Here is a 13323-nt window from a genome sequence, read left to right on the forward strand (position 1 = left end):
CAGTATGCGGTCTGAAAAGCATTTTAAATTAGTTTGCAGGTAATTCAAAAAGCAATTGAAGATGAATGATTTTTCAATATTTCCTCATTCATTCCCCGTGATTATTGATTCGTTGAGCAATAAATTTGAAAGGTAATTAGCAATTTTAACTTATTATCAACACTTTATTGCTTACGCTGCACTTTTTCCCAAACCGCGCTTTGCTTTTTGCCGAAATAACGGATGATGCCGGCTAATACCGCATAATTCATTACGCAAAAGTAATAAGGTATAAAAAGTACTTTAATGCGTAATTGCCGTTTTTCCATAATCAGGCCAAGCAATGCCAGCAGGTAAAACAATACCTGTGCCAACAGAAGTGCCTGCATCGCCGTTTCGTCGGGTTTCAGGGCAAGTACAACTGTAAGTATTAAAGAAAGGATGAGCAGGAAAGGGGTGATGGTCCATCGCAATACGCGGTGGCTGATATATTGAAAGGAGAGGGTGGGGTAAGGGAAGGGATTGAACAGTTTTTTGAGCCTTAAAATAGATTGTATACCTCCCGCCGCGATCCTGATTTTCCGCTTCAGCTCTTCCGAAACATTTTCAGAGGCGGTTTCGGTGGCGTACGCTTCCGGTTCGTAAACGATGCGGTAACCTTTGGCGGCTATCAGCATCGAGATCATGAAGTCATCTAACACAGTGTCGGGTTCAACGGGCTGGTACAATGAGCGGCGCACGCTGAAAAGCTCCCCGGCAGCGCCAACTACCGAGTATAATTCCGAGTCCCATTTTTTCAAGGCCGATTCGTACTTCCAGTAAAAACCCTCACCGGCAGCGCTGGCATCGGCGTTTTCGTCAATATGAACACGTTTTTCGCCTGCTACAGCGCCAACAGTAGGATCAGTGTAATGGCGGCAGATTTTAATAAGCGCGTCTTTATTTAAAAAAGTGTTGGCATCGGTAAAAACCACGGCGTCGGTATCCACATAATCCATTGCGCGGTGAACTGCAGCTATTTTTCCGGCCCGTTCCGGTTTGTGTAGCAATTGGATTTGCGGGTATCGTGCAATGATCTCCGGCGTTTTATCTGATGAACCATCCGTAACAAAAAGCAGTTTTAATTTGCCCGCGGGATAATTAAGCGTAAGGGTATTCTGTATTTTCTGCTCCATAAAATACTCCTCATTGTAGGCGGCAACTATCAATGTGCATGAAGGCAGCAAATCGGCATCTTCGGCAACGGGGGGCTTGCGGCCCTTCACGGCACGTTTTATTTTAATGAGGGCGTACAGAAAAATACCGTACCCGGCAAACGTGTAAAAAACAATAAAAAGGCTTATCAATAAAATTACTTTCATGCTATGGTTTTAATAGGGTACCCGAGGTCGCTGCTGTTTTTGGAGTGGGTGAAATTCCACCAAACGGCCTTTAAAAGCATCGGGATAAAATCGTATTGTTTTTGTTTAACGTAACCTATGATGTTGCGGGGCACTACCAGCAACAGAAAGTAAAAGTAAAAGAATACTTTTTTAAACAGGGGCGCGTTCCTGCGGATAAACAGGATGCGGTTGCGGTTCATAAAATATTCTTTCAGTTTACTTTTTTTACCTACCGAAACCGATTCTTTATGGTAGATCAAAGCCTCCGTGCAAACCCAGGCCTTAAACCCCGCACGGATTATGTGCTCGCACCAGTCAACCTCTTCATAATATAAAAAAAAGTTTTCGTTCATCATACCGGCCTTGTCAATGGCTTCTTTCCTGATCATCATGGCCGCCCCATGGCAGTAGGCTGTGGGCGCCGTAATATGGTCAAACTGGCCTTCATCTTTTTGCCTGAGGCCGATGCAGCTGTTGCGGGCGGTATAGTAATTCATGGGCGTATAACCCGCGTACTGAATCAACAGCTTATCGCTAAAGTAGTTGATCTTGGGCGAGATCATCCCTACTGCTGCATTATTGTCCAGTACGTTCACCAGCGTTTCCACCAAACCCGCGGTAAATTCGGTATCGTTGTTCACCATAAAGATATAATCGCCCGTAGCCGACTGCAAACCGAGGTTATTACCTCCGGCGAAACCAAGGTTAACTTCTGATCGTATAAAGATCATACCCGGGTATCTTGTTATCCATTCGGGTATGGGGTTGGATTTGCTGGCATTGTCAACAACAATTATCTCAAGGTTGGCGTAGGTGTTTGTTTTTGCTATAGATGATAACAGTTCTTCCGTAACGGCGGGCTGGTTAAAATTTACGGTAACTACAGAAACTTTTTTCATCTATATTCGGATTGTTATCAATAATGGCTTTTTACGACTAATATCAGCAAAAGTTAATCATAATACATCAATTAATTACTGTGGGGAGTAGACAAATAAATAGTGAAAACGCATTGCTTGATGCTAAGGTGGATGAGCTGATATTGCTGTTTAAAAACGGCGGTTTTGATAAAGAGCATGTTAAAGCGGCGCAAATTAAAATAAATAGCGCTATCGATGCAATAGACACCCATCAAAATTTTGAGGCCTTTAAAGAACTTGACAATAACCTTGACAGGCTTGACATGGTTACCAACCTTGAGCTTTTGCTAACCAGGCACCCGGTAGATAGCAGGCAATCAAAAAAATACCGGGCCCAGGAAAAGGCTAAGCGGGCGGTGTTGATAGCAATTTCGGTAACCATGGTGGTGTTAGGCCTGGGGATGATCATTATGCCCGCGCCGCCCTACTTTGAAATGTTTACCATATTTTATTTTACTGATAATGATGGTATAACCTTAATGGATGTAATATCTGTACTGATATTGTTAACGGGCGTATATTTGTTTTTAAACGCCGTACTGAGAAAAGCCGGTTCCTGATCCTGATATTTTATGCCGAAATCAAGAAAGATATTATTGGTTGATGATAGTCCGCTTGTTTTGAAAATAATCGGGCAGGCTTTGGAAAAAGACGGCTTTCACTGCCTTAAGGCGGGTAATGTACCCGAGGCTATGGCGCACCTGAAAAATGAAATCCCCGACCTGATCCTGTCAGATTACCAGATGCCCGATATTGACGGTTTCGCTTTCAGGCAAAGCTTAATGGCCATTGCGGAGTACCGGAATATACCGTTTATGTTTTTAACCTCTATAGCCGATCACGACCGGATGCGGGAGGGGATGGATATGGAAGTGATTGATTATATTATTAAGGATACGCCAATAGCCCTGGTGATTTCAAAGATCAACAACTTTTTAAACAGTATCCGCGAGCGGCATGAACGCACCATTCAGGAATTAAGTACCGTGGCCACGGCGCTCAATTTATACTCCATTCCGCAGGATGCGCCGGCTGTTAACGGGTTTGATATTCATTTCTGGCACCGGTCTTATCAAAATTATCCAGGCGGCGATTTTATCGACCTGATCACTATTGATGACCAATACACCTTCATCATCCTGGGCGATGTGATGGGTAAAAAATGGGGGGCCTGGTTTTTTTCTTTCGGCTACCTCAGCTACATCCGGGCGGCGGTAAGGTTGTGCGTTTCGGAAGGGGACCTGTCTACCAAAAGTATCATGCAGAAAATCAACTCCGTAATTTACCATGATCCGGTGGTGAGCGGTTTGCTGTCAACACTCTCGCTGATTATGATCAATGCCGATAAGATAAGCTATACCGGGGCAGGCGATTTGCCGCTGTTGTACTACAACAAGGCCGAGGGCATGCTGCATAAAATAAGCTCGGCAGGGTTGCTGTTAGGGGTGAGCAAGGATGGTGGTTTTGACGAGCAGGTTTTTACCTTGCAGCCCGGCGACCAGCTGTTAATGGTAACCGACGGTATGATAGACAAGCAAACCGAACGCGGTAAAAAAACAGACTTAAAAGGGTTTGAGAACGAATTGACCCGGCACCTGGGCAAGGCAGATTCATTTACTGATATGAAGGAGAACGGGTTTTTGAATGAAATAGCCCGGGAACAAATTGACGATTGCAGTTTAATATTTATTCAAAAAAAATAACCAATGATATTACAAACAAGCCCGCTTAACAATGCTCTGGTGGCCACTGTACAAATAAAAGAAGGAAATATGGCTTTGGCCGACGAGTTTAAAACAGAATTGTTAACTTTAATTGATAATGGTAACCAATATATTATCATAAATTTTGAGCACGTTATATATGTTGACAGTTCTTTTTTAGGCGCTTTGGTATCGGCACTCAAACATGCTATGAACAAGGGCGCGGATATTGCGGTGGTTGGTTTAAATAAAGATATCAAATCGCTTTTTCAACTTGTACGATTAGATAAGGTGTTCAAAATTTATACATCGGCACAGCAGGCGTTAAACGGGGCATAAACTAATTTACTACCTTGAAAAAGTTTATTTTTAATAACGAGACGGAAGGGATCTATCCGTTAACCCTTCAAATTACCGACTATATTAAAAATATAGCAAAGCATTTGATTGACGATGATGTAAGTTTCAGGATCAGGACCATCCTCATTGAACTGCTCACCAATTCGCTTAAACATCATAATGATCACGTTACGCAAATAGAAGTTTCGTTAAAAAACAACAAGCTCTACCTCAAAAAACTGGATAAAGGAAATCCCCTGCAAATTAAAACCACACACGACCTGCTAAAATGGCCGCTGCCTGCCGGAACCCCGGCTAAAAGCGAGATAGCTGTATACGGCGACGATTTTGGTACGCTGAAGGGGCGGTTAAAAAACAGCAACAAGCTTGAGTTTTATACCGAAGATGTAAACCTGCAATATGTTGACAGGGAAGTAATAAACGGCCTTAATGAGCATTACGGCCTCATGATTATAACCCGGGCCAGCGATGTTTTTAAATATGAATACAAGCCGGGTACCGGCGCCAATAATTTCACCTCCATAATACAGTTGGGCAACTAACGCGGCGCGCTACTGCGTTATTTTTTGAAAGCGCTTTTTTAAGTTAAGGAAGGGTTTCTCATACCCGAAATAGGAGATAGACGCCACCCCGATGGCGCAGGTAATAGTTGCCGTATAAATCACCAGGTTTTGTATCAACAGGTTACTTTGGGGCATATAGGTATGTACCAGGTATAATATCAAAAACAAAGGGTACTTATGCAGTAAATAAATGCCGTATGATATCTGCCCCACATAGTCAAGCTTTTTGTTCCTGATGGTAAAAATACTGGTTTCAGCCTGGCAAAGGTTAACGATGATTAATGACGACAGGATAGCCAGCGGTACATCGCCATGGCCGATATCATACCGGAGATAAGCATAGGTATATATGGCGAACAATATATACAGTATTACCTGGATATGGGGTTTAAATATCAAGTTGAATAATGACTGGGCTTTAAATTTAAACGTAGGGTGCAGGGTGTTGTGATATAACACGGCTACCGCGGCGCCGATCATCATGTTATCAAACCGCGCGTAATAAAAAAAGCTGCTAAAAAGCCTCCAGATCACGTCGGTATGTGCGAGAAAATGCATGCTCACCTGTATCGACCATATTAACAAAATGAAGGCGACGAAGGCATAAAGTATGTTTTTTGTGTTTTTTATCCTGAAAAAATGAGGATGAAAAATGTAAAACTGCTCTTCGGTACCTATCGACCAGATTGGATTAAAGATATCGGGCAGCATTTGAAGGCAAAAGGCCAGGTTGGGTAAAAAGCATATCGAAAGCCATAGCGCGGTAGGCGAGCCCTGGCGCGGATACACAAAAAAACCAACAAAAACCAACAGGAAATACAACGGCCAGATCCTGAGTATGCGCCGGATATAAAAATCCTTGAAATTTACTGCCGAAAAGTTACGCCTTTCTTCAAGGAGCAAATAAGTGATCAGGAAACCGCTTAACGAAAAGAAAACAGTTACCCCCGTTTTACCGAAATTAAGGATGTTGATATGAGGGATGCGCGCTATCTGGTAATCAACCTTATGTAACTCAATATGGGAGATCACTACCATTAGCGCTGCAATAGCCCTTACGCCATTTAAATTGGCGAAGTAAACCTTTGCCTTACCTTGCGGCGTTGTAGCTTTTTCGGTAGTTTTCTCCATAGTTAACATAGCCGCTTTAAGCTAATATAGCTTAAAGCTTTAACAGGCCTGTTAGTTTTGTTAATTATAAGATAATTAATTCGCGGCTGCGCGATCAAGGCATTTCTGCAAAACTTCCGCAAATTCTTTATCGTTTGGCGGCGCGAAAATGGTATTGTGCTCGCCCGGAATTTCATGAACGTTAACGCCCCGTTTAGCGAAAGGTATCCAGCCTAAAAATTCAAAATCTTCCATGTAAAAAGTGCGTTTTTTGGCACGGAACAAATCAAGCTTGATATCCAGCGGTTTTAATACATAGTTGCGTAATGCCTTTTCGCTGGCTTCGTCAATTTCATTGTCGTAGGCAAAAAAACCTTCCCGCTTTTCGCCTTTTTTAAACAGCTTCCAGTAGGTTTTTATTAGCTGGCGTTTAAGCATCAGGCCTTTGTATTCGATAGTACGTTTCGGGTCTTCGGCCAGCAATACAAAGCTGTGCAGAAACTTTTTGGTACCCAATACCGCCTTATCTATCGCTTTTTTAGCAGCGCTGTCGTTTACGTTTGACCGTTCGGCGTAAGTATCAAACATAGCTACCATTTTCACTTCCTTGCCTGCCGCTATCAGTTGGTTAGCCATTTCGTAAGCGATGATACCGCCTAATGAATAACCTGCAAGCGCATAAGGTCCGTCCGGGTTTTTCGCTACAATTTCGGCAATATAGTTCGCGGCAATTTCCTCCATCACATCAAGCGGCTCGTCAATACCGTTAAGGCCACGGGCCTGTAAGCCGTAAACCGGCTGCTCAGCATCCATATTCATGGCAAGCGCGTTAAACAGCAACACGTTCAGCCCGGCGCCGTGTACAATGTAAAGCGGCATTTTGCTGCCGGTAGGCTTTATCGGTACTAATGATTCCCAACTGATTACCTCGTCACCTTCCAGCCTTTTGGCCAGCTTCTGGATGGTGGCATGTTCAAACAAGGTGGCCAATGGCAGGCGTTTGCCAGTTTCCTGCTCAATAGCCGCCATAATTTTCACGGCAACTAATGATCGGCCTCCAAGCTCGAAGAAGTTATCAAGGATGCTGATCTTTTCGATCCCCATATTTTGCTGCCAGATGCGGGCTACCAGTTTTTCGTTATCAGTAACCGGCTCAACAAATTCACCTTCGCGGTATATAATGTTATAATCCGGTTTTGGTAAAGCTTTGCGGTCTATTTTACCGTTTGGCGTGATCGGGATAGCTTCCATTACCACAAAATCATCCGGCACCATGTACTCAGGTAATACTTCCAGCAAGCCCCTTTGCCAAGCGTCAAACTGGTTTTTAAGTTCGATGCCTTCTTTGGCCTCGGGTGTAATCACATAGGCAACCAGGCGCGGCATGCCGGGTGTATCTTCGCGGGCTATGACTACTGCCTGTTTCACATTATCCTGTTTTAGCAGGTTTTGTTCAATCTCTTCCAGTTCAATACGGTAACCGCGTACTTTAACCTGGTGGTCGATACGGCCAAGGCAAACAATTTCGCCATCGTGCCTGATCTTACCCAGGTCGCCGGTGCGGTACATGCGGGCGTTTTCGTCGGATGAGAAAATATCTTTTACAAACTTTTCCGCCGATAGTTCTTCGCGGTTCAGGTAACCAACGGCTACGCCATCGCCACCTATAAAAATTTCGCCTATCGAACCATCGGTTAAATTATTCAATTGCTCATCAACAATATAAATCTGCGTGTTGGCCACAGGGGTACCAACGGTAATATCCTCATCGCTGGTAATTTGTTTAATGGTGGAGTATATGGTGGTTTCGGTTGGGCCGTACAGGTTCCAGATCTCGCTGGTTTTAGGTAATAGTTGGGTTGCCAGATCTTTGGGGAAAGCTTCACCGCCGCAATAAACCTTCAAATCAATTTTACAGTCCCAGCCCGATGCCAGCATCATGCGCCAGGTAAAAGGCGTTGCCTGCATTACGGTTACCTGCTCGGCTTTTACAAGGTCAAGCAAGGCGCGGCCGTCTTTGGCCGTTGCCGAATCGGCAAGCAACAGTTCGGCCCCGGTTATCAGCGGTAAATACAGGTCGAGGCCCGCGATATCAAATGATATGGTAGTAACCGCGAGCACTTTATCGGCAGGTGTTAAGCCGGGCCTTGAATCCCTGCAGCTTAACAAAAAGTTGATGAGACTGAAATGGCGGATCTGCACACCTTTAGGCTTTCCGGTTGAGCCGGATGTGTAAAGGATATACGCCAGATCTTCGCCTTTAACACCGCTTTGAGGCTCGACAGCAGGGTAGGCGGGAAATTTTTCTAGCGCTGCCTCAATCAAAACCTCTGTGGCATTTGCCGCAAAGTGATTGTGATATTTTTCGGATGTGATTAAAATCTTTGCAGCCGAATCTTCCAGCATAAACTCGATCCTGTCTTTCGGGTAGTCCGGATCGAGCGGTACATAAGCCGCGCCTGTTTTCATAACGGCTAATAACGAGATCACCATTTCGGGCGAGCGGTCGAGCGCCACGCCTGCAACATCGCCCCGTTTCAACCCCTGGTCAACCAGGTAACCGGCAAGCTTGTTTGCCGCGTCGTTTAAAGCCCGGTAGGTAAATACCCTTTCATGAAATTTAAGGGCAATCTTATCCGGGTACTGCCCGGCGGCCTCCGCTGTTAGGTGGATCAGCGCTTTCTCTTTTGGATATGCTACAGCTGTATTATTTAAAGCGTTTATTGCATCGGTGTTTAAAGGAGCATCCATAAGTATCTTTTGTTAGCTATTAAGCTGGTTTGATTGTTCAGTTTTGTTACCGTTAATTTTTATTGCGCGCTTGCCTGGTCTTTTATGTTTTGCGGAACTACATCTTGCGGGGCGTGATCATGCGGCGTGTGGATAAACTTTTGGTTGGCGCCCTTTAATTTAAACAACAGCAGGAACATGGTGAAAAAAATACGTGGCAGCTTCAGCATCGCTTCCAAAAGTTTTCTGTTATAAAACGATGCCGGTATGGCAACTATAATACCAATATAGCAGGCTAAGGTGGCGTAAAGCCATAAATGCCAGTCGGGCCCTATGCCCGGCGTAAGTATCGAAATAAACAACATTACGGGCATCAGACCAAGCATCAATACGCGGGGCAGGATGGCCATCTGGTAAATTTCGTTCACATAATCAAAATTGCCGCGCAGCAGCTGGGCAGGGGCGGTGGCCCCGTATTTTTTAAGCAGGTTAAACTGGGCGGAAAGCCAGCGTTTGCGCTGTTTCTCAAACACGGCTGGGTTGCTTACTTTTTCATCGTATATATATGCTTTTTCGGCATAGTTAACATGGATTTTTTTGCGCGTAAGCAGCAGGCCCATCTCCTTATCAAAACCGCCAACCGCGTCAATCCTGCTCATTACATCAACAAATAGTTGATACTCCAACGCCATGCCCGAGCCTATAATAGCAGCCGAAAAATTAAATACCTGCTGCGATTTCCGGAAAATATGGTTGTTAACCTCTTCGCTAACCGCATCCAGTACAGCAACCTGTGTATTGGAGTTTTTCGCGATGCGATGGCCCTGCACCACACGGTGGCCGGCCTGCAGGTAATTGTTGATCTCGTTTAAATAATCGGGCGCGGCAACATTATCAATATCAAAAACAACAGCAGCATCAAAGCCCGGCGCTGTATTTTCAATGGCTTTATTTAACGCTTTTGATTTGGTACTGGTTTCAAAAACAACCTCTACCACCTGCAAGGGCATCTGCTTCAGTTTGGCAATGGTTTCGGGCTTAAGCGAATCGGCAATTACGCAAACATGGAATTTATCTTTCGGATAATTGATGGTAAGGGCTGCGGCAGCCGAGTTTAAAATAATTTCATCTTCTTTATAAGCGCAGATGTAAACAATGAAATTACTGAGTTTGGTTGCCGTTAGCGGTTGCTTTATGGGAATTAATTTCCCCAATACCGAGAACACAAACAGGTACAGACTATATACGCCAAGGTATATAAAAAGTACAATTGCCACTACCGATGCAATAAGTTTAATGATTTCCATGTTTTATGATGATAAAATCCCTGTTTTGTTAATTATTAGTACAAAGGCGGCTTTGTTTGCAAATTAACCTTTATGCTTATTATTCAAATTTGTTGCCAGCAGGTCTTTTATTTCTTTTATACGGTGTTCCCAGGTATTTTGTGCTGCTACATTTAATCTTTTTTGTTGTAGCCAGGGCGTATCATTTAACGATAGGTTAATGGCGGCTGTAAACTCGCCGGCGTTTTTGCAAATATGCACCGTATCCCCGGTAAACTCTTCCAGGTCGGCATTAAAATCGGTTATCACAACCGGCCTGCCCGAGCCCAGGTATTCAAACAGCTTAAGCGGAAATATCGAGCTGCTCACATCATCTTTTTTAAAAGGAATAATGGCTACGTCAAACCCTTTTAGTACAGCAGGCAAATCATTATATGGAACTGATCCCTTTTTGAAGATATTAGGCGCGTTAAAAGCGGGGTTGTTTTCATAATCTATATCTACGGGCCCAACAAAAACAAAGTTTTTATCCGGGTTTTGTTTTAACAGATCAGTAAGCAGGTCGTAGTCAATCCTCCGTTCAATATTGCCAAAGTAACCTATAATGGGTTTGGCTACATCTGCCAGGATCTCAGCAACAGGAAGCTGCGGATCAAGCGCTTTTTGACTATGGCTGATGTTGGCCGCGTTGGGTACAAAGTAGCAAACAGGGTTAAGCTTCGCTTTTATATTGGTTAATTCCTTACTGGTGCAGATCACCATATCCATATCCTTCACCAACAGGTCTTCGGATATTAATCCGTGGCGGGTTTGATATTCTTCAATTAAAGGGTCAACGCAGTGATATACTTTTAACAAAGGCTGCAGCTTAAGCAACCGGTGCATGGTGGGGTAATAAAAAGCGTAGGAGTTGATGAAAATATAATCGGTTATCCCCAGGTTTTTGATCACCTTGTTAAGCCGGTTGGCTACTATCCATTCGTTAACTTTCAAGGCCAGGCGGTAAATCTTACCTTCCGGCAGCGAATTGATGGAAGGTACAGGCGGCGAAATAATGATCTTCAAATTAGGGATATCCGTTTGGATAAAACTATCTGCCGACGAGAAAAAATGCGGTTTACGGGCCTGGTAACCGGGGGTATCCTTAAACTGAACATAATCCTTCCAGGTATAAGGCCTGTCAACATAATAAACGTAGTTGTCCTTAGCCAGATGTTTGGCCATGGTGTAGTTTGTAGATTCGAGCCGGCTATCAAACTGCATCTGCGAAAATATGACGATATGCCTGTTCTTAAGCTCCATAGGTAGTATGTTATTCGGTTATCTGTTTCCCTTTAATTTTTTGCATCACCATACCGATCAATTCTTTAAGTTCGATATAGCCTAAAACAAAAATGTCGGATATTTTAAATTGAAGATGTTTTTTAAGCGCCCAGTAGCCAAATATAGCCCCCGAGAAAAAGGTGAATATAGAGGCTACAGCCACCGCGTACAAGCTGTGAAAGATGAAAATGCCGGTAAAATCGCCGATAACATTAACCGTTAGCATTAAAAATACTTTGATCATATTGAGCTGCGGCTTGCCTATCATATCCAGCGTAATACCAAAAAACCTGTCAATAGGTAGCAACATCACATAACACATAAAAATGCGAAAGATATTACCGGCATCCGAATGATAGTATTTCGATCCGAATATGATCCCGATGATGATATCCGCGGCGGCAAAACAGATAACAGCGATAGGGGTGAGCGCCATGGTAAGCATACCCGCGTACTTCTTCATGATGTAGGCAACATGCTTTTTGTCATCACGCTGTACAGCTGCCGACATGGCCGGGAGCGCGGTTGATATAAAGGCTCGTAAGGGAATCTCAAAAATCTCCATTAACCGCTGCGGGATATAATAAACCGCCAGCAGGTCAGGACTGAACATCGGTTTTACGATAAGCGTATCCGAGCTGCGCAGCAAATACGAGCTGATGGATGTACCCACACTGTATTTGCCAAAATGGGCCATTTCTTTAATAGTGTCCCAGCTTTTCGAGGCGATGGTTTTAACCTTTGCCCAGCCTATGATGATGCATATGGTACTGCTAAGCAGGTTGGCGGCAAAGTAGGAGTAAATAGTGGTATTAAAATCCGACTTCCCTATCAATGCCATCATCACCACCAGTACCAGGAAACCGCCCTGGTTCATCAGCTGTAAAATAAACATCTTGTCAAACCGCTCTTCGGCCTGCAGTATCCATAAGCTTACCGCCGATGGGAGTGTACAGTAATAAATAAGGCTGAACCATTTTAAGGTAACCATTATATCGGGATCGGTTCCGGGATAAATTAAATAAATGATGAAGTTAACCAGGGCAAATGCCGTGGTAATTATAAAGCCCAGGTACCAGGTAGAGCCCGAAATTTCGCGCATGCGCCCGGAGGTTGAGCCTGAGTAAAACTTGATGAGCGATGTTTGCAAAAAACCCGTACGGAAAGTATCGGCCAGGGTAAAAATAATCAGGAAAAATACATAGTTACCAAAGGCCTGCTTGCTTAAGCGGTGAGCCAGTAACGAAAGGATCACCATGCCCAGCACGGGCAGCACCGCGTTGGTAGCTAATGAAAGCGTGTGCTTGTTTATTAACTTTTTAAATAAACTCATGTAAATGCTTTTACGCTTTTTCCCAGGTTTGCGTTGTAAAATTGTATTGCTTAATTACTTTGGCCGGATTACCAACCGCTACCGAATAGGGGGGGATGTCGCGGGTAACCACACTGCCCGCGCCTATTACCGAGTGTTTACCGATAGTTACCCCGGCGGTTACCGTGCAATTGGCGCCAATCCATACATTATCATCAATGGTGATTTGTTTGGTAGTTACTTTCTGGTGCCGGGGCGAGATAGTAACATCCTGGTAGCCGTGGTTTAAGCCCGATATTACCACGTGCTGGGCCGTCATACTGAAATTGCCTATTTTAACCGGTCCGATTACTACGTTGCCTATACCAATGCCGGTGCCTTCGCCAATAAATACGTCGCCTACGCCGTTGTTGATCACGGCAAAATCTTCTATGATACTTTTGGCGCCCAGCGAAAACTTATTGAAAGGAAACAGATCCATGCGCGAGTAAAACCGCACCACGCTGCCTTTGCCGCGGTGATGAAAAAAACGGTTCAGGATAAGCCTTACCCAAAGCCGCGGCCGCGATTGTCCGCTCGGGATCAGCATCCAGTGCACCAGTTTTTTAAGCTTCGGGTTTGATTTGATGGACGATACTATGGACATTGGCTTATA

12 protein-coding genes are annotated in these 13323 nt (G+C 44.2%); 4 read left to right on the forward strand and 8 right to left on the reverse strand.

Annotation, left to right across the window (positions count from 1 at the left end):
- Window positions 1-164: 164 nt before the first annotated feature.
- Window positions 165-1340 (reverse strand): glycosyltransferase family 2 protein, encoded by a 1176-nt coding sequence (locus LX99_RS06080; RefSeq protein WP_109607063.1) that lies wholly within the window; start codon window positions 1338-1340, stop codon window positions 165-167.
- The gene (locus LX99_RS06085) at window positions 1337-2260 is read right to left on the reverse strand and encodes a glycosyltransferase family 2 protein (protein ID WP_109607064.1); all 924 of its coding nucleotides are present in this window, start codon (window positions 2258-2260) and stop codon (window positions 1337-1339) included. The genes LX99_RS06080 and LX99_RS06085 overlap by 4 nt, the downstream gene beginning before the upstream one ends.
- Window positions 2261-2340: 80 nt before the next feature.
- Here LX99_RS06085 and LX99_RS06090 point away from each other — a divergent pair, with 80 nt between their 5' ends.
- Genes LX99_RS06090 through LX99_RS06105 form a run of 4 tightly spaced genes read left to right on the forward strand, consistent with a single transcriptional unit; the run spans window position 2341 to window position 4886 of the window.
- Complete coding sequence (locus LX99_RS06090) at window positions 2341-2841, forward strand: hypothetical protein (protein WP_146203070.1); 501 nt, start codon at window positions 2341-2343, stop codon at window positions 2839-2841.
- 12 nt (window positions 2842-2853) lie between these two features.
- Window positions 2854-3984: a fused response regulator/phosphatase gene (locus LX99_RS06095; RefSeq protein WP_109607066.1), complete on the forward strand. Its 1131-nt coding sequence runs from the start codon at window positions 2854-2856 to the stop codon at window positions 3982-3984.
- Window positions 3985-3987: 3 nt separating this feature from the next.
- A complete protein-coding gene (locus tag LX99_RS06100; protein ID WP_109607067.1) occupies window positions 3988-4323 on the forward strand; it encodes an STAS domain-containing protein in 336 nt (111 codons plus the stop codon).
- A 14-nt stretch (window positions 4324-4337) separates the two neighbouring features.
- Complete coding sequence (locus LX99_RS06105) at window positions 4338-4886, forward strand: hypothetical protein (protein WP_109607068.1); 549 nt, start codon at window positions 4338-4340, stop codon at window positions 4884-4886.
- 9 nt (window positions 4887-4895) lie between these two features.
- Here LX99_RS06105 and LX99_RS06110 read toward each other — a convergent pair whose 3' ends face one another.
- The 6 genes from LX99_RS06110 to LX99_RS26240 form a co-directional block, all read right to left on the reverse strand.
- A complete protein-coding gene (locus LX99_RS06110; protein WP_170122644.1) occupies window positions 4896-6038 on the reverse strand; it encodes an acyltransferase family protein in 1143 nt (380 codons plus the stop codon).
- Between the two features lie 75 nt (window positions 6039-6113).
- Window positions 6114-8768, reverse strand: a complete 2655-nt coding sequence (locus tag LX99_RS06115; protein ID WP_109607070.1) for a non-ribosomal peptide synthetase — start codon at window positions 8766-8768, stop codon at window positions 6114-6116.
- Window positions 8769-8827: 59 nt separating this feature from the next.
- Window positions 8828-10054: a glycosyltransferase gene (locus tag LX99_RS06120; RefSeq protein WP_109607071.1), complete on the reverse strand. Its 1227-nt coding sequence runs from the start codon at window positions 10052-10054 to the stop codon at window positions 8828-8830.
- A 63-nt stretch (window positions 10055-10117) separates the two neighbouring features.
- On the reverse strand, window positions 10118-11335 hold the full coding sequence (locus LX99_RS06125) for a glycosyltransferase (RefSeq protein ID WP_109607072.1): 1218 nt from the start codon (window positions 11333-11335) through the stop codon (window positions 10118-10120).
- 10 nt (window positions 11336-11345) lie between these two features.
- Complete coding sequence (locus LX99_RS06130) at window positions 11346-12689, reverse strand: oligosaccharide flippase family protein (RefSeq protein WP_109607073.1); 1344 nt, start codon at window positions 12687-12689, stop codon at window positions 11346-11348.
- A gap of 10 nt (window positions 12690-12699) precedes the next feature.
- Window positions 12700-13314, reverse strand: a complete 615-nt coding sequence (locus LX99_RS26240; protein ID WP_022829474.1) for an acyltransferase — start codon at window positions 13312-13314, stop codon at window positions 12700-12702.
- Window positions 13315-13323 lie beyond the last annotated feature (9 nt).

The sequence above is a fragment of the Mucilaginibacter oryzae genome (genome assembly GCF_003148845.1).
GTDB lineage: Bacteria > Bacteroidota > Bacteroidia > Sphingobacteriales > Sphingobacteriaceae > Mucilaginibacter > Mucilaginibacter oryzae.